Consider the following 24,682-nt stretch of genomic DNA (forward strand, 5'->3'; position numbering starts at 1 on the left):
TTCTTTGTTGGCGTTTCACTTACATGAAAATACTGCACACGTCTGATTGGCATTTAGGGCAAAGCTTTTTTACAAAAAGCCGAAAACACGAACACCAAGCATTCTTAAAATGGCTTTTAAACGTAGTAAAAAAACATGAAATTGATGCCGTAATTGTCGCTGGTGATGTCTTTGATACAGGGACGCCGCCAAGTTATGCCAGAGAGCTTTACCACGGGTTTATCGGAGAATTACAAGGGTTGCAATGTACGCTTGTGGTACTGGGTGGAAATCATGATTCTGTGTCGGTTTTAAATGAAAGCAAGGCGCTACTTAAGTACCTAAATAGCCATGTGATTGCCAGTACTTATGGCGAGACAAGCGAGCAGGTAATTACCTTAAATAACCGCGAAGGGCAGCCAAGTGCGGTGTTGTGTGCTGTGCCTTTTATTCGGCCTCGTGATGTGCTGGTGAGTGAAGCAGGACAAAGCGCCACTGATAAGCGCCAGGCACTGGGCGATGCAATCAAACAGCATTATGCGGCACTGTACCATCAAGCGGTAGCACAACGGGCGGCTTTGATTGAAAAAGCAAAAGGGGCCAACGACGAGCAGAATAACGGGATTCCAATCGTCGCTACTGGACACTTAACCGCGTTAGGTGTCAGCCAGTCAGAAAGTGTGCGTGACATTTACATAGGTACTCTTGAGGGCTTTGACGCTAGAGGTTTTCCGCCCGCTGATTACATTGCGCTTGGGCACATACACAGGCCGCAAAAAGTGGCTAAAACCGAACATATTCGTTATTCAGGCTCGCCGATACCGTTAAGCTTTGATGAGCTCAATACGCAAAAACAAGTGGTATTGGTGGAATTTACGTCGCAAAGTACATCCCCGTGCATCTCTACACTCCCTGTGCCTCGCTTCCAACCCATGGAGGTGATTAAAGGAGACTTACAAGCTATTGAAAAAGCCATCAACGCAAGCGAGGCAATTGCCCAGGCATCAAAGACTGATTCAACCAATGGCGCAGATACTGATAGCAATAAAAGTGCGGTGTGGCTTTGCATTGAAGTGGAAACACAAGACTACCTTTCTGATTTACAGCAACGGGTTCAGCAATTTTTAGAGGGCAAAAACGCTGAGATTCTGCAGCTTAAACGGGTACGTCAGCGCACAGCGAAAAGCTTGAGCGAAACGCAAAATGTTCAGCTTAGTGAGTTGTCTGTTAAAGATGTATTTGAAGCGCGTCTGGCCTTGGCGTCTTTAGACGAAACATCTGCGGACACCGTAACCGAAGCGATAGAACCACAGTCAAAAAGTACACCGCTGTCGCGTATTGATCGCATTAGGCATTTGTTTTCTGATGCCGTAGAGCTTGTGCATACAAACAAAGAGGACTTAGCAAACAAAGAAGAGACAGAACCGCTAAGCACGTTGAGCGGCAGTGCGTCGGCTTCTGAGCAAAACCAAGCAACACAAGGCGAAGCATAAATGAGAATACTGACTTTACGCCTTAAAAATCTCAATGCCCTGAAAGGAGAGTGGAAAATTGATTTCACTCAATCGCCTTTTATCGACAATGGTTTGTTCGCAATTACCGGCCCCACGGGGGCAGGCAAGACCACGTTGCTAGATGCCATCTGCTTGGCGTTATATCACCAAACTCCTCGTCTTGGTGCTATTTCTACTTCGAACAATGACATTATGACTCGCGGCACAGCCGAGTGTTTGGCCGAAGTAGAATTTGATATTAAAGGCAAAGCCTATCGAGCATTTTGGAGTATGCGCCGAGCGCGAGGAAAGGTTGACGGTAACTTGCAAAGTGCTGATGTAGAGCTGGCAGAAGTTGAAAGCGGCGATGTTTTAGCCACGCAAGTGAGACCTAAAAATGAAGAAATAGAAAAACTGACCGGCCTTAATTTTGCGCGCTTTACAAAATCGATGATGTTATCGCAGGGTGATTTTGCCGCCTTTTTAAATGCTAATGAAGGTGACAGAGCAGAGCTTTTAGAAGAGCTGACGGGAACAGAAATTTACGGGCAAATTTCTCAAACAGTGCATCAACAATTTAGCGATGCCAAACAAAAGAAAAAAGAATATGAATTGAAGCTTGAAGGGGTTACCTTACTCAGTGATGAGCACGTTGCACAGTTAAAACAAGAGCAAGCCAGTACCCAGCAGCGGATAGAAGCATTTAATAAGCAACTAGCCGAATTGCAACAACAGCAACAATGGCAACTTGCAGTAAAAAGCAACGAACAGGCGCTTTATGACGCGAAACAAGCTCAAAATTCAGCGAATGATGCCATTAATGGGGCAGAGCAAACGCTTGCGCGTTTAGCACAAAGCGAACCGGCAGAAAAACTTCGTGTGCCCTACTTACAGCGCAATTCACTTCAACAGGATGTTACCCGCTACCAAAACAGTGTGAACCACAAAGCAGCTCAACTACCGGAATTGCAAAGCAAAAAAAGGCAGTTAATTGCAGCCGCTAGTCATGCTGAATCAGAACTTAATGAAGCCAAAGCGCAAACTGCGGCCCTTGAAAAGCGTATACATGAACACGTCATTCCCCTTGATAGTGACATAGCGCAACATATCAACGCGCAGCAAAAAGCCAATGAAGCATCACAGCGTTTAACGCAAACGCTAGAACAGCTAAAAACGCACCGTGCGGATACCGAAAGCGCTTCGGCGGAGAATAAATCAACGCTGGCGACATTAGAGACCTTCCTAAGCGAGCACAGCGCATTACTCGGTATGGCTGAATTTATGAGTGGATGGGGCGAAACCGCTCGCTACATAGACAACGAGCAACAGCAACTAAAAGCGCTAACGGAAGCCTTAAGTAAAGAAAGGGAAGTGCTAGCCACACTCGATGGCTCAATAGAAGAAAGTCAGCAAGCATTGAGCGTACTGACGGATAATTACAACGCTGAAAAAACGAGGGTAGCCCACTGTGAACAGGCGTTACACGCAGTACTTAGTAACACTAGCAAAGCCAGTTTGCAGCAAGAGCGCGATATAAAGCTAAACCATTGGGATAATTTGGTGCAGCTAGCCCATGTTCAACAGCAATATCTTGTGTGTGAAGAGGATAAAGCGTCTCTTACCGCTCAACAAGATGCACTCGCTAGCACGCTTTTACAGCAACAAGCAGAGCGAAACAGCTTAGTTCAGGCGTATAAAGCAACCCGCAGTAACTTAAAAGATATTGAGGCGCTTATTGCCCTTGATGCAGAAGTGGCTCACTTGCGTGCGCAATTAAAAAGTGGAGAACCTTGCCCGGTATGCGGGGCTAATGAGCACACCACGTCTAGCGTGACCATAGATGTGCCAGACACCATTGCTAAGCGAGACATCACGAAGCAGCAGCTTGATGACATAGAACAAAAAGGGGCCAAGGCAAAAGACAGTGTCACGCAAACCGAGCTGACGCTTGCCCAAGTGGAAAAGCAAATTACTCAGGCTCACTCACAAAGTGAGGCGCTACTTGTTAAATGGCACAGGATCTCAAACCAACTGTGCACCGATATTCCTCGTTTTAAAGAGGTGAAAGTAGACACTGCCCAAAGTGTGGAGAAGTTTACTCAGCAGTTTAAAACCCGTTTAGATGAAATAAATGTGCAGGTAAAGCATATTGAGCAATGTGAACAGGCGCTCAATACTGCAACGCAACGAGCGAGCCAAGCACACACTACTTTGCAAGCTGAACAGTCTGCCCATGCGATGAATCAGCAACAGAGGGAGACATTGGCAAAGCAAATACGCGAACGCCAAAATGAATTGACGCACAAAACCAAGGCGGTTAACGAGAAAGTGGCTGCATTGAGGCAAGATATTAGTGCCCATCATGATTCTTTTTCAGCGAGCGAAAGTGACGCTACCGAAAGCCAAGCACCGGTCATGGGCCATATTCTTCACTGGTTAAATGAAAAAGCCGACGCGCTTAAAACCTATAAGCAAAAGCAACAGCAGCGCGACGCACTTAAAGACGAGTTGCAAAGTGTTAATGAAACATTACTGCTAATAGACCGCGATATCGAAAGTGCGCAGGCGCAACTTAAGGAAGTGTTAACCCAATTAACACAGCACGAAGAGAAATTGGTTGCGCTGCGGAATACCCGCCTAAACATTTTCCCGGAAGCTGATATTGATGAAGCTCGAAGCAAAGCACGAAAAAAAGTCGATGATGCAGAACAGCAACTGAGTGACACCAAAGCAGAGCTGCAAAATACAGATAACGCGTTATCCCGTTTAGAGGCTGAAATTGCGCAGCTCAATGGGCAAATGGCTGAAAAGCAACAGGCGCTCAATGACGCCACTGAGGCTTTTAACGCCAAACTGGCAGACAGCCCCTTTTCCAACGAACAAGCTTTCAGCAATGCGTTACTCGATGAAGAAACCCGAATGGGCTACGTTGAACTTCAAAAGCGCTTAACCCATAAAAAGCAGCAGGCAGACTTGTTAGTAGAAAATGCATTGGCCACCCAAAAGTCGCTGTCAGCTAAAGCGCATGCCGAACGCTGGGCGCAGTCGTTAGAACACCATGGTTCAGAGTGGGTAGGGCTGCAAATAACTGAAATCGCGCAGCAAAGAGATGGGCTTTTATCGTCGTTAGGGCAACTTGAGCAACAACTTCACGCGAACCATCAAGCCCGTGAAAAGCAGCAAAAACTCGTGGATGAAATGGCAACGTTTGAAGCCTATTACGACGACATTACCTATTTGCATTCGCTTATCGGTTCGGCCAGTGGAGATAAATTCAGGCGTTTCGCACAGGGATTAACGCTAGATAATCTTGTTCAATTGGCCAACCAGCAGCTAGACAAGTTGCACGGTAGGTATCAGTTAAGCCGTAAAGAAAATGAGGGACTGGGCTTAAGCGTGCTGGATACTTGGCAGGGCGATGTGGAGCGAGACACCAAAACTTTGTCAGGCGGAGAGAGCTTTTTAGTGAGTTTAGCGTTGGCGCTAGCGCTGTCAGACTTAGTGAGCCACAAAACCAGTATCGACTCGCTATTCCTAGATGAAGGCTTTGGTACCTTAGATGCTGAAACCTTAGATGTCGCGCTCGACGCGTTAGACAACCTGAATGCCAGCGGCAAAATGATTGGTGTCATTAGCCATATTGAAGCGATGAAAGAGCGCATCCCCACGCAACTAAAAGTTATCAAACGCAACGGGGTAGGATTAAGTGCATTGGATGCAAGGTATAGGGTTGCGTAATATGTAGTGGCTCATATGTGTGATTCATACTAAGCAATTGAGCAGTCATTTCAATTTACTCATTTGCTTTTCTCGGTATTCAGACGGTGATAGGTTTTTAAGCGTTTTAAACTCTTTGTTGAAGCTGGACTTCGTTTGAAATCCGGAGTCAAGCATAACTGATGTAATTGACCGTTTTATCCCCACTAAGATGAACACCTGCTGTCCGCTGGTATCTCCATAACCTTCCTGATAATACTGGTATAGCTATTGCTATTCCAGAACCCAGTTGTGCATGACTGACCATATTTTTAGGGACAAAGCTGGCAACCGTGGAAACACACTTAACTCACATTCTCGTTTTGGATATAAGATAATGAAAAGATTACTATATAGGTTTGTCGCGCTTTCACTGGGTTTTGCAAGCCCTCTAGCATTTTCTGCTGACGCAGCTCCGGTCTCAGATATGGAGCAGGTTCTTAAAAATCTGGTAGAGGAGAATCAGTTAATTGGTACACAATTTGTGGCAATCGTGAACGAAGAAGGGTTGGTGTCTTTTGACAAATTTTCACAAGAAACGCTACATTTTGACGAAAATAGTCAATTTTTGATTGCCTCACATACCAAAGCGATGACCAGCACTTTGGCGGCATTATTACATGCAAATGAGGAAATTGACTTAAACAAGCCAGTCGTTGGCTATAACAAAAATCTCATCACTAACCACAAGGTAGATGCACAAAGCATCACCCTTAAGCAGCTGCTCACACACACTAGCGGCTTTACCAGTATTCAGCATTCATTTAAAACCGCTTACTTAGGGTATGCCGACCAAGCCGAACTTGTTAACGCTCTAAATTTTAATACATTAGTTGCACCCAATAAGGGGTTCCGATACTCAAACACAGGTCCGATTGTTGCGGCTATGGCGTTCGAGTCAACGTTAGGGAAACCTTGGCAGAACCTGCTCAATGAACGTATTTTCTCACCACTTGGAATGACAAATACCACTCATGAAGTTCCCGACAAAATATTTCCCTCGATTGTCACCGCAAATAATGGCACAAGATTCCTGCAAGGACACTTTAAAACTAACCAAACTATGCACGCATCTGGCGGGCTAACGTCTACAGTCGCTGACCTCAGCCGCTGGCTGCAAGCCAATATTAAGCAAAGCCTAGGAAACGAAAAAGACTCGAAGCTATTTGAATTGATGCACAGCAAACAGGTTGAGCAAGACCGACAATATTTCACTTACCAGAGAACAGGCTACACGTTAGGCTGGGATGTAGCACAATACAATACTGAGACCTTGCTAACACGCTTCGGCACTTATGCGGGGTACAGCATCCATGTCTCGTTTATGCCTGAGAAAAAAATTGGCGTAATCAGCTTTACCAATCAGGATATTGCCTTTCTCTTACCACACGTCATCGCTAACTACGCATACAACACAATGTTGTCTAAAGACAATGCCCAGTCGCTCCTTGCTGAAGAATCACAGCGGTTGAAGCAGTTCGTTGACAAACAACGACTGTCTGCACCTTCTCCATCGCAAATCGTGCCTGCAGACGGCAAGGTTAACAGTCTAATTGGTTCTTACTTAAATACGCAAAACTGGCCGCAGATGACAATTTATGTTGAAGATAATCAGATAAAGGTAAGTTGGGGCGTATTAGAAGGTGTTCTTTTGAACGTTGACGGTGAGTATGTCGCTCATTTTGGTTCCATATCACGCCCTATTACCACATCAATGAATGATGACGGTGAATTCATGCTAACAAACGGTTCACTGGTATACCAGCAACAGTAAAAGGCTGGCTTATTTCACTATTCAATACCAATAATATTTTGTTTCTATCGAATTGATCAAGAAAGCGACTCTATCCTACTATTGCTTCGAAGAAAGCCGTCTGATTGACAGGCGCAATTAGACAAAAAGCGGACATTTGCCTGGAATTTTGGTACGTTGGATGATAAACGACTTAAACGAGCAAGCTTTTTAGCCGCTCCACAAGCCGCTCCGAATTCTGTTTAAGGGAACTAAATGAATTTTCAAGCTGAGCCAGTGACAATAAATGCGCTATTGTCAGTTAGTAAACAATATTTTATCCCTAGATACCAAAGAGAGTTTTCTTGGACAAAAGAAAACATTGATGAGCTATGGTCTGATTTGATTAATTCTATCATCCAAACGGAATCAGGCTATGAATGTGAAGAATACTTTATCGGGACGTTAGTCTTGGCTGGACCAGATGACAGCTTCGAGATAGAAGTTGTAGACGGGCAACAAAGATTAACCGTAATCACTATGTTAATCTCTGCATTGTGTAGAGCACTGAATAGCATAGGTGTAGTTCGAGCTGCGCAATCTACATTTGAAACTTACATAAAAGGCTCAGACCGAAGAGGAAACGAGTTTGCAAAGCTAGACAAGCGTTCTTCTACGAACTACTTTCAGTTATTAGTCCAAGACCTAGAGCCACATCAATGTATACCCCAATCTGAAGAAGATACCCTCGTTAAAAATGCCTTTGATCAAATTGCTAAACTAGTAGGTAAGCCCTCTTTAAAAAAACTATTTGGTTTAACTGGCAAGGTTAGTAACGAGAAATATATAGAAATCCTCAATATACTTTTAGATTTAATTGTTGACCACCTGAAAGTTATTCGAGTAAATGTGCTGAATAGCGATGATGCCTACACTATTTTTGAAATACTCAACGCTCGCGGAATAAATCTAAGTCCAGTAGACCTTATAAAAAATAAAGTATTGCAAGAATGGGGGACAACATACCCAATTGATTTTGCAAAAGATAGGTGGAATGGAATTGTCAGCACCTTATCTTCGAGAGAAATATCGGTAGGGTTAGAAGAGTACACAATTCATCATTGGACGACGAAATTTGCTTATACTAGTAAGCGAAATTTATATAAGGCGTTCAAGAAGCAGTGGGATGGGGGTAACTTAATAGCTGAGGATTATCTGCAAGAACTTCATGATGACTGCCTGAGTTATATAAAAATAGTTTCTCCATTATCGACAGATTGGCCGCAAGCTGATCAAAGGGATATCTTCAATTCACTAAGCGCTTTAAGAGTTTTTAACGTAAGCATCATGCGTTCATTTCTATTGTCACTGTTTAAGGCGCGCAATAGAGGTATACTAAAACAAGCTAAGTTAATTGATACTCTGAAAAAAATTGAAAATTTCCACTTCATGTTTAATTCAATTTGTAGCTTGAGACCATCTGGTATAGAGGGAACATATGCCAAGTCAGCACGAAAGCTATCAAACACATCAGATAGCCGAGAAGCCAGAGAAACGATTGATGAACTTTTAACCACCTTAAGTCAGAAGAAACCGACTCAAGAAAATTTCATAGATAAATTTAATAAATTACAGTTTGTTAACGGGAACACCTCCCATAAAAAGCTGATTCAATATATATTTATTAAATTTGAGCGATCATTGAGGAACAGTAATGAGTTTGAACCAAGTGATTTATCAATAGAACATATCTTGAGCCAATCTACATCTGACATAAATAAAGAAATAATAGGCTCTATAGGTAATTTACTACCGCTGGGTCAAAGTTGGAATGGTCAAGCAAATGTCAGTGACTTTTCTATTAAAAAGCAAATTTATCAGAATTCTGATTACCGAATCGTGGAGGAATTCTTAGCATCAGAAACACAAGATCATTGGACACCAGAAAATATAAGTACTCGCACAAATACACTCGCTCTTCGCGCATATACCGATGTTTGGAATTAGCTCCTAAACTAATGACCCTTCAAAGTGTGCTTCTAATGAGCTTGAGCTGTTGTCTCTGTAAAGTAATTAAGTTGTAGCAACTGGCATATTGGCTAAATTGCATTGGTATAAGTCTGAATGCCTGTATATTTAACGGGCAAGCCCTATCTGACTCTACTATTTCCGCTATTCGCTCATTTTCGCAATTCACCACTAAGTATCAGGAACGACCGCTTCACGTACACAAGAGGCCGTCAGATTTGGATACACTTAATCACCGAACTTTAAGCTAAAAGCGCTAGTGTTTTGGCTAAAATTAAAACGAAGTGTGGCAGCCTACTTACTAGCGCATCAGCAGGTTTACAGCAACCGACGCGCTTAAATATCCCTTTTTAATCGTTTATTGACTGTTTCGAGATTTTGCTAAATCTTCGCTTAGATTTTTAGCAAGTTCTTGAATCTTTGGAATAGAAGCTTGCATTAAAGTCTGTGATATTTGCATCGATTCTTGCATCACTGCTGGCATCTTTAACAATAGAGACTGCCCTGTTTCTGTTTTGTAAAATGCCAAAATATCGTTAATTTCCTTTTCCGTGAAATTATTATCGTAGATATTGACAATGAGGGGCTCCATTTTGGCCCAGCTCATTTCTTCATTCATGATGAGAACCATCTGACTGTAATAATCATCAAAAATTTCTTGCTCAGAAGGTTGAACCCTCAATTGCGTGGACATGTTCTGCATCATTGCTTCCATTTGCGAATACATTTGCTCAACCATGGAGTCCATATCCATTACATTTACTAGCTCATTTAATTTTGCTTGCTTTGATTCACTGTCGGCATAGGAGTAACAAGAAGTCGCTAAGAGTATCGTGATGAGTAGAGATTTAATTTTCATTGTAAACATTCCTTAATTTAACGATGAGGTCTAACTTTTAAATAAGACGCCCAGCGAGCGTGCGTCCCTGCGAACCAAGTCTGCAATGGCATTGATAAATTACTTGTTCTCGGCAATGCGCCACAACACACCACTAGGGTCTGTCACACAAAACTCCAGCATTCCCCAAGGTTGAACAACCAATTCAGTAACCTTGGTATCAAACTCTTCAGTGAGATTTAGTGTTTGGATGTGTTCATACCAATGTTGTGCATCTTCCACCAAAAGGTGCATCATAAAGTTGTTACTGTGGACCGGTTTATAAAAGTCCTGAAGTAAAAATGAGCAAGCACCTAATTTAAAATAAGCGATATCCCCGAATTCGGATACCAATTCAAAGCCAATCAACTGATAAAAGCGCTTGGAGCATTCAACGTCCTTTGCAGGAACAAAGGGTTTTATTTCGCGTATTTTTAAATTTACCACTTCTTACTCTAATTCCTTTAGACGGCTTGTTGCTCAAGCGATTAAATAGCTTGAATAAAGTCTATAAACTTGGAACGATGCGCTTTATGTTTCAATATAGACCATCGAATTTTATAAATTAAGGGATTTTATGTTTTATCTATTTCCATTTGGGCGTGTGGCTACTGCAGACGGCGTCATTATTTACGGAGCAGGCGAAGTCGGTCAGTCATTTGTACGGCAATTAAACGTGTTAAATTTATTTCCAACCATATACATGGCAGACAAAAAATTTACTTCGCCACAAACAATAGAAAACATTCGTTATGTCCCTGCAGAGGAAGTGGCGAGTTTGCCCAACTACCCTATCGTTGTCGCTTCAGTCAAATTTGGTGGCGAAATAAGCCAGAGTTTAGTTTCCCAAGGTGTAAGCCAAGATAGGATTGTTACTATTGATAGTAGTTATGCACTGGAAGAGAGTCAGGTAGAGCCTCATTCCTACAACTGGAATGAGTACTATAACAATGCTGAAGGGCATAACGAAGTACATTTCCATACCTATCTTGAACCCTTAATGAATAAATACCACTTCGACTTTTCGAATGTTTTGGATTTTGCCTGTGGGAAAGGAAGGATTGCAGAGCTTTTAAGTACTTTTTCAGGTTCGCTAACTTGTGTGGATACAAATGACGAAGCCATCGCGTATTGCTCGGAACGTTTTTCTAATAAAGATAACGTAGTTTGTAAAGTCAGTGAGCCAGAAAGTATCCCTGTAGACAGCGGCAGTATGAGCTTTATCTATAGCTGGGATGCCATGGTACATTTTGATTATAGAAGTATTGATTACATATTAACTGAGTTTAGCCGAGTATTAAAAAGTGGTGGTCAGGCTGTCATACATCACTCAAACGCAAAAGGGCATAGCAGTTTTGAAGCTGACAAAAACTGGAGAAAAAACCCACATTGGCGTAGTGAATTTAACGCTCAAGATATGGCGCACATCTGCCAAAAGAGTGGCTTTATCATTGAAGAGCAATTGGTTATCGATTGGGGAGTAAAATCCCTAGATTGTATTTCGGTGATAAAAAAGCGCTAAAGCTAATCTGAAACTTACAGGCGGGGTGAAGATTTATTCACCTGAAGTCTGGTTACTATTAGTAAACAATAACAGTCACTTTTTATTCATAAAAGCGCAATCAAAAACTCATTGAACGATCGTTCACTGCATGGTTGAATGCCTATTCACATAAATAGGAATGTCACTATGCTTAAATTTTTCTTTCACCATACGCCTAACCCAATGAAAGTGGCTTTGTTTCTTGAGGAAACAGGGCTTGATTTTCAATTGGTACCCGTGGATACCCTAAAAGGCGACCAACATACCCCGGAGTTTCGTTTAATTAACCCTAATGGCAAAACCCCGGCTATTGAAGATAATGGTCAGCGTGTATTCGACTCGAACGCGATACTCATGTATTTGTCGGAAAAAACAGGCAAATTAGGTGGCAAACCTGAAGACAGAGCAGAGTTGTTGTCCTGGATGATGTTCATTGCCACAGGGTTAGGTCCATACTCTGGTCAATGTGTTCATTTTAGGCATGCGGCTCCCAAAGAAGGGTTAGAGTATGCCGTTAACCGTTATTTACGGGAAGCGCAGCGTCACTATGAAGTGCTCGATTCTCATTTAGCGAATAGAGAATTTATTGTGGGCGATGAATACACGATTGCTGATGTGGCCGCCTGGGGATGGATAGATAAAGCCAACGTGGTGCTAGGTGAAGAGGGGCTTAAGCCTTATCCAAATCTATCGGCATGGTTTGATAAAATAAACGGGCGACCTGCTGCGCTAAGAGCCAGAGACATTGCTAAGGGTATTGAGTTTAAAACAGAATTTGATGAAGAAGCCCGTCGTGCCTTCTTTCCATCAAACTATCCAAAAGCATAAGTTATTTGTTTCACGCCATATTGAGTATGGCGTGTTTGCACCCCTTTTCAATAAGCCTTTTTAATGTTTTTTCAAACACTGCATGCCGTGTTATTTTTAGTGGGTTAAACCAAGCCGTGGTTTAAAAAGTATAATCCAGCAATACACACTCACAAAGATGACAGAAGTGAATAGAATGAATAAACAAAATGATGGCATAAGATCCTGGTTGAAATGTCTTGGCGCAGTATCTGTGATGTTGGGGCTTTCAGCATGCAGTGATAGTGAAGTGGCCGATGTATCTTTGGGGCTTTTTACCACCAAAGACATTAAAATTGATGCATTACAAGACCCAGACATTCCGGGCGTAACTTGCCATATATCCAGCATTGAAGCGAATTTGGATTTGTCTGATCCTTCTGACAGCGCCATTGCTTGTAGGCAAACGGGGCCAATTACGCCCGCCATGCTCGCCAATATTGATACTTCTGATTCGGGGGATATTATTTTTAGAAAATCGAAAAGTGTTTTCTTTAAAAATATGAAAGTAAGGCGAATATTCGACGCGAATTCGCAAACCCTGATGTACTTAACCTACAGTACGAAAGAAACCTCTGGCAGTTACAAACACAGCTTATCTACCGTGCCGTTGTGGGGTACACAAGCGTATGTAAGCAACTAAGGATGGGTTAGGTACAAAAGCGTGCCTAAAAGTTACACCCCCCACTAATTCGACGAACCAAATGTCGGGGGGGGATGTGCGAACGTCATCTTGTTTTTTATTCGGCTTTAGAAAAAACGCGAAAACATCAACATGGCATTAAATGCGCTGTCGCTGTCGGTAAGAGGGCTATCACTGATACTGTCATCATAAAAGGTTGCACCTATTTGAAACCGCGTCATTCCACCCCAAAAAATAGGTGTGGAAACAGCAAGGGCAAGCTCGGTATTCACTGCGCTATCGCCCTTGTAAGCGGCACGAGTTGTCGTGGCTTCTGCTGCGGTTACGCCATAGTAGTAGTCAACGTAATGGTTGTCTTGAAACGTAACACCCACACTGGGCTCTATCACAAATGGCCCTGTTCTAAACGCTTTGCCAATGCTGGCCGTGGCCTGATAACCATTGAAAGTGCCTAGGATATCGGCGTTTGAAGCCAGTTCGTAAGTCCATCCATTTTTGGCATAACGCAAGCTTAGCCCTGCACCAAAACTGAAATCTCTGTCCTCCATGCCGTTAAACACAGCACTGTCATCCTCTTCATAGCCTGCAAAGATGGGCACGAGCTGGGCATCAAGGGTGAATCCGTCGTCTTGCAATAACTGATAACCTACAAAGGGCCCGTATACCCGCAAGCGTTCGCCGACATAACCTATGATGGGAATAGGTACTATGCGGTTATCAAAGTCTGTGTACACGTCTTGAGACGCAGCAATACCTACCCCCCACATCCAGCCTTGCGGGGAGTTATTGGGTGATTGGGCGAAGCTTGCAGTTGAAAAGGTAAGTGCGACAATCGCGCCTAATAAGCTGGTTTTCATTATTGGCTTTCCTTAATAGCGTAAAAGGAATACAGAGCGGCGTTTTAATTCGATCACTCGGTGAATTTATTCTAAATCGAAGGTGTAATCCAGTAGTTGAATGTCTTGTGCGAAGTGCTTATCCACCATCGCTTTCGTTTCATCGGTGTAATAGGCTTGATACTCTTGCCTGTCTGTGGCTTTACGTCTATGGGGTAAGGGTTTCTTCTTTAGTCCTAATCTATCGCAAACATAATGATAGTCTTGTTCGAACGTTTCATATTGGCCAATAAAGTCGGTAAGCAAGTTTCCGTGTAGGTCTATTAGATAATCGGTTTGCAGTTGTAGCGACGTGTCTATGTGATATTGATAAGGGCGTTCAGGGTCGAATTTCCAGCGCATGAAGCTAGTAAATGATTCATGCCCCTCCATTAAATGCGGGCGCTCTCGTTTAATGTGGTGATAAGAACTCACTTGCAAGTCCCATGGATTGCGAACAAACGCAAATTTGAACAGCTTATTAAAGTATTCGTCGGGGAGCATTTCTTTCGCAGCAATAATTTTTGCATGGCGAGGAAAACGACTAGCAAGCTTGTGGCCACAGAACTGACTCATTTTATGGCAAAGAAACTGAGGGAAAGAATACGGATGCCCCCACCGATAAGAGGCTAGCGAACCTCGGATACTGGTGCCGCCCGTTTTTGCAATATGAACAAAAAGAAACTGTTTACTATGGGAAAGCAACATTCAAGAATGTCCTTGTTTTTGTTTGAAAATCCGTTTAGAAGTATGCCTCAGGATTGTGACAACTTATTATATAAAAGCGACAAAGTGATCGCCTTACACAAACCTTACCTAAGGTGGTGGCATTTTGTACAGCGGTTTTACATTATGCTGAAATGCATTGCTAAAATGTCTGCCATGTTGGCGAGACTAAGCCCAGTTTAGTTAATACACAGGATACCCAATGAGCCCATGCGAATATTTCATCGGAATTGATGGCGGCGGAACTCAGTGCAGAGCACAGCTGGAAGATAGCGATGGTTATGTTCTGGGTACAGCTACCTCTGGGCCTGCAAATATCGTCAGCAACAAAGTGCAGGCTACACAATCTATCCTCATGGCGGTAAATGGTGCAGTAGAAAGCAGTGGCCTTTCTATCGCGCTTAATGAATTGCATGTGGCAGCGGGGCTAGCGGGCGCGAATGTGGCAGCAGCAAAAACGACGTTTGATGCCCAACATTGGCCTTTTCGTACATATGCTACGCTAAGCGATTTACATGCGGCTTGCTTAGGTGCCCATAAAGGAGAAGACGGCATTTTAGTTATTTGCGGAACCGGTTCTGCGGCCACCTGTTATAGAGAAGCAGGCTTTTCCGACAAGGGTGGATACGGTTTAACGTTAGGAGACAATGGTAGCGGCGCCTGGTTAGGGGTGGAGGCGGTTAGGCATACCCTTTTATGTATCGACGCCCTTACTAGTCACTCGTTGCTATCGCGAAATATAATGACGCATTTTGGCGTGGTCGATGGCGTTGATATGATTGAAAAAACCATGCATTTTTGCGCCTCAGACTTTGGCAAGCTCTCGCCTTTGGTGTTTGCGGCGTTTAATGAAGGGTGTGAGGCAGCCGCTAGCATCATTCATTTAGGCGCGGGGTATTTATCCCAATTAATACGTAGCATGAGCCAAGACAGACCCTTGCCCGTGGCTTTAGTGGGTGGCCTCGCTGAGCCTTATCAACCTTTACTTGGTAAGGATATTTCAAAGCAACTTTGCGTACCTGCACATAACGCACAAAAAGGGGCGATTCACTATCTTAAAGAAACCTTATTAAAGAGCAATGCCGAGCCACCCCTTAAAACTTAACCCTACAGATTGCATTAGAAAGGTTAATGTTAATTTTTAGTTGAATTAACACTTAATTTACTTTTTACTTAACCTATTAAAGCTGATGCGGTTTTCTGTTTGCCTGGTGGGTATCACTATTGGAAAAGCGATCAGCACTATACTAATAAAAATACATCCAAGAAGGGTGGATCTGCTTTCTAAGAGCATGCTCTTGGTGATTCAAATGGATATTGAGTTAACAGGGGTTAACCATGACTTACCGAGTAGCAATGGCCATTTCTGGCGCTGTGTCTTTAGGTTCTTATGAAGCAGGGTGTGTGTATGAGTTACTCAACGCCTTCAAAGAGCACAACGCCAACCCGCAAAATACACCCATAGAAATAGACGTACTTACTGGCGCAAGTGCCGGAGGTATGACAGCGGCAATGATAGCGCAAAAGCTGTTGTACGATAAAGATGCCCTAGACGGAGAAGAGAGCAACGTTGGCTACAAAGCCTGGGTAAAGTCGGTAGATATTGATGGCTTATTAATGGCCTTTGAAGGCGATAACGCGAAGACGTCGCTGTTATCAAACGGCTTTATTAAAGACATTGCGAATAAGCTTATCCTTAATAGGTACGCCGCGACACCTGCACCGCAAGAACGTGATCCTCATACCGCCAGTGCGGAATTTATTCGCTTAGGGTTGGCTATGTCTAACTTAAATGGCGTTGATTATAATGTACAAGTTTTTAGCTATGGGACGGAATCGCTGGCACAAGATACCTTCACGCAAACCCGTCACCAAGATAGGTTTACCGAAGTTTTAGGGTGGCATTCAGATACCTTTTCTCATTGGGAAAACATTACCACAGCATCTCGGGCATGTGGGGCGTTTCCGCTTGCGTTTTCGCCAATTAGAATGACACGACAATGGCAACATGATGACTACAAAGCGAGAGATGCGGTTAAATTTGAGGAAAACGAGTTTTGCTTTGTTGACGGAGGTACTTTCAATAATTATCCGCTAGGTATGGCAGTGGATTTAGCCAAAATGAACGACACCGAAAATACAGACTACAAACGGCGTTTCTATTTTTATATATCGCCAACAAAGCGAGAGAGCACCGCGAATCCCACGTTTAACAGTGATACCTCAAACCTGTTAGAGATTGCCGCTCAACTCGGTACCAGTATTTTTACCCAAAGTGGTTTTCAAGAATGGTTGATACAAGCGAAAAACAACGCTCTCATTATACGTTTAGACGAGCAAGCCATTACACTAAGAGATGAGTTTTATTTACTGTCACAAGAGAGCATAGCCGCTGAGCAAGCCATAATAACGCCACTCATTTTGCAAACGTTTAGCGGTAACAATGGGGATGAAAGCTACGAAAACGCTTTTGCTCGACTAGCCGAGCAATATGCCGAAGATGTAAAAGACAAGCCGTTAAGCCCTGATGCCTTTAAGTTGTGGATTGATAACATTGCGGTGCTGGAGAAAAGCGCAGAATTAGGCCTTAAAGATTTAAAAACAATATACACAATTTCGGCTGACGAAGACCGTTTAGTGGGTGATTTACTTCAATCTTTTTTGGGCTTCTTTGATGAAAAGTTTAGGCACTACGATTATCAACGGGGGCGCTTAAACGCCATGCATGTGATAAACGGTATATTAAGCGGAGAAAATACGAGTGAAAAAGGGGTAAAGCAACTCATACCTGGCGAACATTTACCGCTGAATATTTCTGCTAGAGATACGTCTACGTTAGACGCCTATTTTGCCAACTCAACATTAAATAAAATATCTGTTAAAGACGTGGACAAACCCACCAGAGATCGAGTTTTTAAACGCGTAAAGTCGAGGTATTACCTGATTGCGAAAGATTCCGGCTTGGGGTGGATTATACGCACTGCCTTATGGAATTTTGTGGTGAAACAGAAAGTGAGAAAAGCGCTGTACCTGTAGCGGCTTCCAGCTTATATAGTAAAGAAAATAGGGGGGCGTAGCCCCCCTGTTTCTATCAATTTACGCGGAAATTTAAGCCAGTGAAACAGTTATATCTCTGCAGAGTGAGCCAAAAACTCTTCGTAATTACCGTCGAAGTGGTTTAACTGTTTGTTTTTGATTTCAATAACCTGCGTGGCCAATGAAGAGACGAATTCTCTATCATGACTGACAAAGATAACCGTGCCGTCAAACTTATAAAGGGCATTATTCAACGCCTCGATTGACTCCATGTCCATATGGTTGGTCGGTTCATCTAGAATCAGTACATTGATGTCTTGCAGCATGAGTTTGCCAAACAATAGCCGGTTCTTTTCACCACCAGAACAAACCTGAACCTTTTTGTTGAAGTCGTCAGAGCTAAACAGTAGTCGTCCAAGCATACCTTTTATTTGTAAGTCATCGTGCTTAGGGCTGCGCCATTGGCTCATCCACTCAAACAAGGTGATATCGTCAGAAAAGAATTTAGCGTTATCTTGCGGAATATAGCCAATGGCCGCATTTTCAGCCCACTTAAGGCTACCTTCTGTCGGGTCTAAATCACCCACAAGGCATTTCAGTAAGGTGGTTTTACCTGCACCATTTTCACCGATAATTGCGAGTCTTTGGCCCGCTTCTAACAGCAAGCTGGCGTTACTGTATAGAGGAAGTTCAGGGTAGCTATGACCCAATTCTTCTAGGGTAATGGCTAATCTGTGAAGCTTTTTGTGTTGCTTAAACACTATATATGGCTTGCGACGGCTAGACGCTTTCACTTCAGCTAATTCAATTTTCTCCAAACGACGCGCTCTCGATGTGGCTTGCTTGGCTTTAGAGGCATTCGCTGAGAACCGTGCGACGAAGCTTTGAAGCTCTTCAATTTCCGCTGACTTTTTAGCATTTTCATTGTGTAACTGTTCTTGAACCAGCATCGCCGCTTGAATGTAGTCATCGTAATTACCGGGGTAAACACGTAATTCACCGTAATCGATGTCGGCCATATGAGTGCAAACAGAGTTTAGGAAGTGTCTGTCGTGAGAAATAATAAGCATGGTTGATTTACGCTTATTCAATTCATCTGCTAACCAACTAATGGTATAAATGTCCAAGTTGTTGGTAGGCTCATCGAGCAGCAATATATCCGGTTCAGCAAAAAGTGCCTGGGCAAGCAAAACACGCACTTTCTTACCTGGTGCCACTTCTTTCATTAAGCCAAAATGGTAGCTTTCATCAATGCCTGCTGAGTTGAGTATATCTCCCGCCCTTGCTTCTGCAGTGTAGCCGTCCATTTCAGCAAATTGTGTTTCTAAGTCGGCGACTCGCATGCCGTCTTCTTCACTCATTTCAGCCTTGCTGTAAATGGCGTCACGTTCTTGCTTAACTTCCCATAGCTCACGATCACCCATTATCACAGCATCAACCACACTAAATTCTTCAAATGCGAATTGATCCTGGCTCAAAATCCCCAATTTAGTCCCTGGCGCCATAGAAACGTTGCCAGAGGTAGGGGTAAGCTTACCACTTAATATTTTCATGAAAGTAGATTTGCCGCAGCCGTTTGCGCCAATGAGGCCATAACGGTTGCCATTGCCAAACTTGGCAGAAATGTTTTCAAACAGCGGCTTAGAGCCAAACTGCATGGTGATATTTGCGGTGGTAATCAAAACAGGTATCCAGCGGGTAAAAATAGAAGAAAAGCTGCTTTCATAGGTATTAGAAGAATACGCCATGAAGCTTGTAGCTATGGGCGCGCACTATAAGGAATTCATGGCCATCTGTCGAGGAAATTTTGAGCATTTAGGGAATATCCCCTTTGTATAATTGAACCTAAAGTCAGCATGCAAAGTAAAAATGACAGAAGTTTAATAAATAACATTGGAAAAGGTATTTCATGAAGATTTTAACGAAGTTTTTAGCGGGCGCGCTGAGTGCGCTAGTATTAGTAGCAGGTAATGTGCACGCGGAAGCGATTAGTTCAGATAGCGTAATGCAAACTCAGTCTGCACAGTACAATAAGCAACAACTTCTTGCCATGGTTAGCCGCGAAGATGTGCAAAATAAACTTATGAGTTTAGGGGTAGACAGTAATGATGCGGTGGCGCGTATTAATGGCATGACTGAAAGTGAAATCGCAAAGCTTAATCAAGAGCTTAATCAAGCGCCAGCGGGTGGCGTTGTGGGTGCGGTGCTTACCGTTTTAGCCATTATTGCTATTCTAGATTTAGTGGGCGTCACCGATGTGTACCCATTTATTCGCCCAGTGAACAGCTAGAAGTATGAAGCCTATTGTTAAAGCCTGCATTGTTGCAGGCTTTTTAGTGTTAGCCGGGTGTCAAGGGACACCTCAAACCGACCAATTGGCCAAGGCCACGCCTGTGGGGTTGGTGAGCGCCCACCAAATCGATAATGTACCTTTCATTGCGCAACAGCAATATTATTGCGGCCCCACGACACTCGCTGAAGTATTTGGCTTTTATGGTACGTCAGTCAGCGCCAATGATATTGCACCTAAAATTTTTATTCCCGACAAAGAAGGGAGTTTGCAGTTAGAAATGGTGACGGCCACCCGCCAGTACCAATACCTACCTTACCAAACCCAAGGTTCGCTTACCCTGATAATGCAGTTTATTAGCGACGATATTCCCGTCATTGTTTTTCAGAATTTATCCATCTCATTGTTACCCCAATGGCACTACGCCGTTGTAACCGGCTTTGATTTAACTAAGAAAACCATAACTTTGCACACTGGGGTGACAAAAGACCATGAAATGTCATTTTCCCTTTTTGAAAAAACCTGGGGCCGGGGGAATTATTGGTTACTTGCGCCTGTTCCACCTAGCGTAACAAGCGAACATATGGTGCCCTTTACCTATGTTAGCGCCGCGTACGATATGCTTAAAGTGGCAGAAAATAACCCCATTCAACAAACCCAGGCATTAGCGTTTTTGCAAAGTGCGACCCAACAATGGCCCAGCCAATGGCTAGCCTATTTCTTATTAGCAAACTTCTATTTAGAGACGCAGCCAGATTTAGCCCGTGAGTGGTTTGAAAAAGGTTACGCGTACGGAAAGGGGCAGAAGCCCTATGTGCACAATTACGCGCTCGCGTTAATAAAGACAGGCCAGCAGGAAGTGGCAAAAAATGTATTGGCCAATGCAACAGACACTTTTCCTAACGACAGCGAGCTTTTAGCACTTAAAGAGCGCTTGGCGGCTAAAAACAGCCCGTAAATACCAGTGAAATAAGACTGTTACGGAATGGGAAGAACAGTTAAATGTTCATCTAAAACCAGCATGGCATTGGCATAGCCCGGTTTAATTGCCCCAAATTTCTGGTGAATGTTGGCGGCGCGAGCGGGCGTTGAAGTCAGCATTTTTAGGCATTCTTGAAGCGGGATATGAGCCTTGAAATGGGCATTTTGCAGCGCCTCAACGAGGGTTAAAACCGACCCTGCCAAATTCCCATTTGAGGTAAGGAGTTTGCCGTCTTTCAAATAAATTGTGTCATCACCGTAGTTAAATGACATATGACGACTGGCAGAGGGCGCCATTGCATCGGTTACCATGAATAGCCGATGACTACCCAACGCCCGATAGGCAGCTTGCAAACTGATGGGGCTAACGTGGATCATGTCGGCAATGATACCGGCGTATGCATCCGCAGAGGCCATTGCACTGCCCACTAACCCTGGTGCCCGGCCAGTGAACCCTGACATAGCGTTAAATAGGTGGGTAAAGCCAATCGCTCCAGCACTTAACGCCTCATTAGCTTGCTCAGCACTGGCATTTGAATGGCCTAAAAATACAATTATACCGTGAGACACAAGCTGGCGAATCTGCTCGCCAGAGACAGTTTCTGGGGCAACGGTGACAATAACTTGCCCCATATCTTTGCGGCAATAAATCGCTATTTCTTCCTGACTTAAGGGGCGAATGTGTTTACCTTCGTGCATACCTTTTTTGCTGTCGCTAAGGTGGGGGCCTTCAAAGTGAACGCCAGCAATCCCTTGAATGCCTTCAGCACGCACCTGGGCAACTGCATCGGCACTTTGCTTCATCACATCAATATCATCAGTGATCACAGTAGGAAACATGGCGCTTGTGCCTGTAGCGGCGTGAGCGTTAAACATGGTGTGCAGGCACTCAGGGGTGGGCGTATGGTTAAATTGCATACCGCCCCCGCCATTAATTTGTAAATCAATGAAACCGGGCACCAGTAAACCTTGAAGTATACTAACCCCTTGTTGCTCAAGTTCGGGTATAGAAAGTGTGGTGTCTTCCACTTTTTCTATTTGCTTTTCACTGGTGTGAATAAGGCGGTTTAACACCATTTGGTTGCCGTCGAACATACGCGGGGCAAAGTAGGTTTTCATAATTAAACAACATGCATAACGATTTAGCGAAAGCATAACGAATGGCGGGTAGCAGTACAATCAAGCGTGAGGGAAAAAGCAAAACCGTTTTCCTCTTTTATAAAAAAAGCAGGGTGTTGAGCTTGGTTTGGGTTTTGCAGGTACAAAGGAAAGAGAATGGGCTTTGGTTTACCCACGTTATCGATACATTTGCCTGAGGAACGCAGTTTACATGGAACTTCCAGCTTGGTTTCAGCAACAAGAGTTTTACACGTTTTGCGCATTAATCGCCGTTGTACTTCTGCTGTTTGGGGTTAAACGCATCATCTTAGTGCGTTTGAAAGAGAAGGCTCGCTCAGAAACCAGTTCTATGTCGAGTATTTATCGAGTATTGGTGTTGTCGCTAAATGCGCCCCTCACCGTCGTTATTTTGCTGATATTTTTGCTACTGGCACGAAACGTTTTCACTTGGAGTGGCCTGCACGAGCAACGTGTGCCTGTGTTTCTTGATGGCGTAGTAGAGGCAGGGGTCATTATTGCGCTTTTCTTATTCGCAGAGCGCTTTTTCACTTACTCACTTAAACGCTATCGAGAGCAATCAACATTGGTGAAAAATACCAGTGCGATTGCGGGTGGCGCATTAAGAGCAGTGTTGGCAACCCTTACCGTATTGATAATTTTGAGCAATATGGGGGTGTCTATCACCCCAATTATCGCGTCGTTAGGCATCACGTCTTTGGCGGTGGCATTGGCGCTGCAACCCACCCTAGAAAATTTCTTTTCCGGTATTCAACTGGTGATGGATAAACCCATTCGTATTGGCGATTACATTGAACTGGATTCAGGGGAACAAGGCTTTGTAGAGAAAATAGGGTGGCGCTCAACGTGGATAAGAATGCTGCCGAACAACATTGTGATTATGCCCAACAGTAAATTATCTAACTCTAAATTAATAAACTACTACTATCCCGAGCGAGAGCTTTCCGTGCCTGTAGAAGTGGGCGTTCACTACAGTTCAGATTTAGAGTTAGTGGAAAAAGTATGTATCGAAGTTGCCGAAAGAATACTCAAAGAGCACGAATATGGTGTAGACACCTATCAGCCATTCGTGCTGTTTCATACCTTTGATAATTCAAGTATTAACTTAACTATTATGCTTAGAACCAAAGAATATTTTAACCGTTTCTTTATCAAGAGTGCTTTTATTAAAAGCCTTAAAAAACGTTTTGATGAAGAAGGTATTGTTATCCCATTTCCCATTACTGCCATTAATACCGAGCAGGAGGGCGTTAAGGTACCGCACCAAAGCGCAACGCCTGAGTAAGCTGGCATTAGACTTCACGTTCTGTTCGGAAGGCGGGAAGGGTGTGCTCAAAATTTGCTTGGCTCAGCACAACCTCTTAGTACCCACGTGCATTATGGTTAGCGGTTCACACTGAATAAGACAGGCCTGTTTATACAAAGCTATGCGTTGTAATGGCGCCATTTAATGCCTGTCTGGTTTAGTTTGTTAAACGAGTATTAGCGTATTACCTGCTACTGTCGTCTTTATCGCTACTTTTAGTTAGCTGCCCTTCAAAACTGGGCACAGCGCGATTTTCTGCCTGCGAGGCATTAAGCGCTTTTCCATTGTCTTCAATATCTTGAATAAGCCACTCCATTTGTTTTATCTCTTTACGTTGGGCTTTAATGATCCCATTAGCGAGTTCGCGCACCCTAACATCTTCAATATTGGCACGCTCACTGGTAAGAATGGCGATGGAGTGGTGCGGTATCATTGCTTTCATATAGGCAGAATCTGATACCGTGGATTGTGAACGTAAAAGGTAAAGGCTAAGCGAAAATAGCGCTATTGCTGAGAGAAAAATCACGGCGTTTAACTTCTTGTTGGTATACATGCCCAACATGAACGCCAGCATAATAATGGCCATGCCCGCGCCCATGTATATCGCCATAAATGTGCGGGTTTCACTAAACCATATATGGGACACCGCGTAGGTATTTAAGTACATCATGACAAACATGGCGAGGGTAGATGTTGCTATCATCGCGAAGAATTTTGCGTATTTCATCTGTAATCCTTACGTTAGAACCCAAAAGGACTTTGAAAAATTTTCTGATTTAACTACGAAAATTAACGAGTAGTAAGGTGGTTACAATTTCTATACCGATAGGGAGGCAGAAGTGATAGTCGCGCTTATAATTTCAATTTTTACGCTATTGATAGGGGTGTTTTTTCATCTTTTAAATATCACTTGGATTGCGGATAGAATTAAATCGCAAAGCGAAAACCTGTATATAAAAACGCCCGCTGTAGTGACCATTGCGATAGTCAGCCAAATTCTGATAGCAGGAATCTTCACTCTTTCCTATGTAATAGCAATGAAGCTAGGAGTAGGCGGTTTCGGGCAACCTGCTACCTTAACCGACATTTTTTATTTTTCTCTGACCACCATTACCACACTGGGGCTTGGAAGCGTTGAGCCTACCGGTGACTTGCGTATGTTGGCAGGCATTGAATCTGCCACTGGTTTTTTACTTATCAGCTGCTCAGCGCAAAAGGTATTTAGAACGATAAATGAGTAAAGGGAAGGAGCAGGGGAGTTCTGAGGTGTTTTTCTGCTTAGGGCCGGCGTTTCTAATGGCTAGTTTTATGCCTGTCTTGTTAAGTTCCATAAAAATTTGAAAAAGACTATGGGACGTTTTAAGAGAAACAAAGCCAGGGGTGACTGGCTTTGTCGCTTTAGTGGTTTTCTTTATTCTTAAATCCTATACGAAA

The 24,682-nt window shown here is 43.4% G+C and carries 21 protein-coding genes; 13 read left to right on the forward strand and 8 right to left on the reverse strand.

Translation table 11 applies throughout. The features are described 5' to 3' along the window. Window positions 1-23: 23 nt before the first annotated feature. Complete coding sequence (gene sbcD / locus EP13_RS04070; RefSeq protein ID WP_044056147.1) at window positions 24-1,472, forward strand: exonuclease subunit SbcD; 1,449 nt, start codon at window positions 24-26, stop codon at window positions 1,470-1,472. Beyond that, complete coding sequence (locus EP13_RS04075) at window positions 1,473-5,210, forward strand: SbcC/MukB-like Walker B domain-containing protein (protein WP_044056148.1); 3,738 nt, start codon at window positions 1,473-1,475, stop codon at window positions 5,208-5,210. It abuts the gene before it with no gap. Window positions 5,211-5,255: 45 nt separating this feature from the next. Here EP13_RS04075 and EP13_RS19415 read toward each other — a convergent pair whose 3' ends face one another. Continuing rightward, entirely contained in the window at window positions 5,256-5,408 is a 153-nt protein-coding gene (locus EP13_RS19415; RefSeq protein ID WP_196897422.1) for a helix-turn-helix domain-containing protein, read from the reverse strand. 157 nt (window positions 5,409-5,565) lie between these two features. Here EP13_RS19415 and EP13_RS04080 point away from each other — a divergent pair, with 157 nt between their 5' ends. Both EP13_RS04080 and EP13_RS04085 read left to right on the forward strand, forming a co-directional pair. Continuing rightward, window positions 5,566-7,002, forward strand: a complete 1,437-nt coding sequence (locus tag EP13_RS04080) for a serine hydrolase domain-containing protein (protein ID WP_052364278.1) — start codon at window positions 5,566-5,568, stop codon at window positions 7,000-7,002. A gap of 234 nt (window positions 7,003-7,236) precedes the next feature. Beyond that, window positions 7,237-8,967: a DUF262 domain-containing protein gene (locus EP13_RS04085; RefSeq protein ID WP_044056149.1), complete on the forward strand. Its 1,731-nt coding sequence runs from the start codon at window positions 7,237-7,239 to the stop codon at window positions 8,965-8,967. 379 nt (window positions 8,968-9,346) lie between these two features. On the opposite strand, the gene EP13_RS04090 is transcribed toward EP13_RS04085, so the two are convergent. Together EP13_RS04090 and EP13_RS04095 are read right to left on the reverse strand one after the other, a co-directional pair. After that, window positions 9,347-9,847 (reverse strand): DUF2059 domain-containing protein, encoded by a 501-nt coding sequence (locus EP13_RS04090; protein ID WP_044056150.1) that lies wholly within the window; start codon window positions 9,845-9,847, stop codon window positions 9,347-9,349. Window positions 9,848-9,946: 99 nt separating this feature from the next. Then, window positions 9,947-10,312: a VOC family protein gene (locus EP13_RS04095; protein WP_044056151.1), complete on the reverse strand. Its 366-nt coding sequence runs from the start codon at window positions 10,310-10,312 to the stop codon at window positions 9,947-9,949. 130 nt (window positions 10,313-10,442) lie between these two features. Here EP13_RS04095 and EP13_RS18855 point away from each other — a divergent pair, with 130 nt between their 5' ends. The 3 genes from EP13_RS18855 (at window position 10,443) to EP13_RS04110 (ending at window position 12,897) form a co-directional block, all read left to right on the forward strand. Next, complete coding sequence (locus EP13_RS18855; RefSeq protein ID WP_052364279.1) at window positions 10,443-11,387, forward strand: class I SAM-dependent methyltransferase; 945 nt, start codon at window positions 10,443-10,445, stop codon at window positions 11,385-11,387. A gap of 168 nt (window positions 11,388-11,555) precedes the next feature. After that, the gene (locus EP13_RS04105; protein WP_044056154.1) at window positions 11,556-12,236 is read left to right on the forward strand and encodes a glutathione S-transferase family protein; all 681 of its coding nucleotides are present in this window, start codon (window positions 11,556-11,558) and stop codon (window positions 12,234-12,236) included. A gap of 235 nt (window positions 12,237-12,471) precedes the next feature. After that, window positions 12,472-12,897: a CreA family protein gene (locus EP13_RS04110; RefSeq protein WP_044058735.1), complete on the forward strand. Its 426-nt coding sequence runs from the start codon at window positions 12,472-12,474 to the stop codon at window positions 12,895-12,897. Window positions 12,898-13,004: 107 nt separating this feature from the next. On the opposite strand, the gene EP13_RS04115 is transcribed toward EP13_RS04110, so the two are convergent. Continuing rightward, window positions 13,005-13,754 carry a MipA/OmpV family protein gene (locus tag EP13_RS04115; protein ID WP_044056155.1) on the reverse strand — a complete coding sequence of 250 codons (750 nt, stop codon included), beginning with the start codon at window positions 13,752-13,754 and terminating at the stop codon, window positions 13,005-13,007. Between the two features lie 66 nt (window positions 13,755-13,820). After that, window positions 13,821-14,480 (reverse strand): sulfotransferase family 2 domain-containing protein, encoded by a 660-nt coding sequence (locus EP13_RS04120; protein ID WP_044056156.1) that lies wholly within the window; start codon window positions 14,478-14,480, stop codon window positions 13,821-13,823. Window positions 14,481-14,700: 220 nt separating this feature from the next. Between EP13_RS04120 and EP13_RS04130 the strand changes: the two genes are divergently transcribed. After that, on the forward strand, window positions 14,701-15,603 hold the full coding sequence (locus EP13_RS04130; protein ID WP_044056158.1) for a BadF/BadG/BcrA/BcrD ATPase family protein: 903 nt from the start codon (window positions 14,701-14,703) through the stop codon (window positions 15,601-15,603). 233 nt (window positions 15,604-15,836) lie between these two features. After that, window positions 15,837-17,534 carry a patatin-like phospholipase family protein gene (locus EP13_RS04135; protein ID WP_044056159.1) on the forward strand — a complete coding sequence of 566 codons (1,698 nt, stop codon included), beginning with the start codon at window positions 15,837-15,839 and terminating at the stop codon, window positions 17,532-17,534. A gap of 89 nt (window positions 17,535-17,623) precedes the next feature. Here EP13_RS04135 and EP13_RS04140 read toward each other — a convergent pair whose 3' ends face one another. Further along, window positions 17,624-19,216, reverse strand: coding sequence for an ABC-F family ATPase (locus tag EP13_RS04140; RefSeq protein WP_044058736.1), 1,593 nt, complete (start codon window positions 19,214-19,216; stop codon window positions 17,624-17,626). Between the two features lie 227 nt (window positions 19,217-19,443). On the opposite strand from EP13_RS04140, the gene EP13_RS04145 reads away from it, so the two are divergent. After that, window positions 19,444-19,824, forward strand: coding sequence for a PA2779 family protein (locus EP13_RS04145; RefSeq protein WP_044056160.1), 381 nt, complete (start codon window positions 19,444-19,446; stop codon window positions 19,822-19,824). 4 nt (window positions 19,825-19,828) lie between these two features. Beyond that, the gene (locus EP13_RS04150) at window positions 19,829-20,782 is read left to right on the forward strand and encodes a PA2778 family cysteine peptidase (RefSeq protein WP_044056161.1); all 954 of its coding nucleotides are present in this window, start codon (window positions 19,829-19,831) and stop codon (window positions 20,780-20,782) included. Between the two features lie 20 nt (window positions 20,783-20,802). Here EP13_RS04150 and nagA read toward each other — a convergent pair whose 3' ends face one another. Beyond that, the gene (gene nagA / locus EP13_RS04155; protein WP_044056162.1) at window positions 20,803-21,924 is read right to left on the reverse strand and encodes an N-acetylglucosamine-6-phosphate deacetylase; all 1,122 of its coding nucleotides are present in this window, start codon (window positions 21,922-21,924) and stop codon (window positions 20,803-20,805) included. Window positions 21,925-22,135: 211 nt separating this feature from the next. Between nagA and EP13_RS04160 the strand changes: the two genes are divergently transcribed. Beyond that, entirely contained in the window at window positions 22,136-23,227 is a 1,092-nt protein-coding gene (locus tag EP13_RS04160; protein WP_044446287.1) for a mechanosensitive ion channel family protein, read from the forward strand. A gap of 205 nt (window positions 23,228-23,432) precedes the next feature. Here the strand turns inward: EP13_RS04160 and EP13_RS04165 are convergent, their stop codons facing one another. Continuing rightward, window positions 23,433-23,975 (reverse strand): DUF305 domain-containing protein, encoded by a 543-nt coding sequence (locus tag EP13_RS04165; protein ID WP_044056163.1) that lies wholly within the window; start codon window positions 23,973-23,975, stop codon window positions 23,433-23,435. 112 nt (window positions 23,976-24,087) lie between these two features. On the opposite strand from EP13_RS04165, the gene EP13_RS04170 reads away from it, so the two are divergent. After that, complete coding sequence (locus EP13_RS04170) at window positions 24,088-24,489, forward strand: ion channel (protein ID WP_044056164.1); 402 nt, start codon at window positions 24,088-24,090, stop codon at window positions 24,487-24,489. Window positions 24,490-24,682 lie beyond the last annotated feature (193 nt).

Origin of the sequence: Alteromonas australica, assembly GCF_000730385.1 — a bacterium.
Classification (GTDB): Bacteria; Pseudomonadota; Gammaproteobacteria; order Enterobacterales; family Alteromonadaceae; genus Alteromonas; species Alteromonas australica.

Bases quoted from the DNA above. Each gene is read 5' to 3' on its own strand.
- EP13_RS04090 (WP_044056150.1), bottom strand. From the start codon at position 9,847: ATGAAAATTAAATCTCTACTCATCACGATACTCTTAGCGACTTCTTGT.
- EP13_RS04075 (WP_044056148.1), top strand. From the start codon at position 1,473: ATGAGAATACTGACTTTACGCCTTAAAAATCTCAATGCCCTGAAAGGA.
- EP13_RS04110 (WP_044058735.1), top strand. From the start codon at position 12,472: ATGTTGGGGCTTTCAGCATGCAGTGATAGTGAAGTGGCCGATGTATCT.
- EP13_RS04105 (WP_044056154.1), top strand. From the start codon at position 11,556: ATGCTTAAATTTTTCTTTCACCATACGCCTAACCCAATGAAAGTGGCT.
- EP13_RS04135 (WP_044056159.1), top strand. From the start codon at position 15,837: ATGACTTACCGAGTAGCAATGGCCATTTCTGGCGCTGTGTCTTTAGGT.
- sbcD (WP_044056147.1), top strand. From the start codon at position 24: ATGAAAATACTGCACACGTCTGATTGGCATTTAGGGCAAAGCTTTTTT.
- EP13_RS04130 (WP_044056158.1), top strand. From the start codon at position 14,701: ATGAGCCCATGCGAATATTTCATCGGAATTGATGGCGGCGGAACTCAG.
- EP13_RS04115 (WP_044056155.1), bottom strand. From the start codon at position 13,754: ATGAAAACCAGCTTATTAGGCGCGATTGTCGCACTTACCTTTTCAACT.
- EP13_RS04080 (WP_052364278.1), top strand. From the start codon at position 5,566: ATGAAAAGATTACTATATAGGTTTGTCGCGCTTTCACTGGGTTTTGCA.
- EP13_RS04160 (WP_044446287.1), top strand. From the start codon at position 22,136: ATGGAACTTCCAGCTTGGTTTCAGCAACAAGAGTTTTACACGTTTTGC.
- EP13_RS04145 (WP_044056160.1), top strand. From the start codon at position 19,444: ATGAAGATTTTAACGAAGTTTTTAGCGGGCGCGCTGAGTGCGCTAGTA.
- EP13_RS04150 (WP_044056161.1), top strand. From the start codon at position 19,829: ATGAAGCCTATTGTTAAAGCCTGCATTGTTGCAGGCTTTTTAGTGTTA.
- nagA (WP_044056162.1), bottom strand. From the start codon at position 21,924: ATGAAAACCTACTTTGCCCCGCGTATGTTCGACGGCAACCAAATGGTG.
- EP13_RS04085 (WP_044056149.1), top strand. From the start codon at position 7,237: ATGAATTTTCAAGCTGAGCCAGTGACAATAAATGCGCTATTGTCAGTT.
- EP13_RS18855 (WP_052364279.1), top strand. From the start codon at position 10,443: ATGTTTTATCTATTTCCATTTGGGCGTGTGGCTACTGCAGACGGCGTC.
- EP13_RS04165 (WP_044056163.1), bottom strand. From the start codon at position 23,975: ATGAAATACGCAAAATTCTTCGCGATGATAGCAACATCTACCCTCGCC.
- EP13_RS04120 (WP_044056156.1), bottom strand. From the start codon at position 14,480: ATGTTGCTTTCCCATAGTAAACAGTTTCTTTTTGTTCATATTGCAAAA.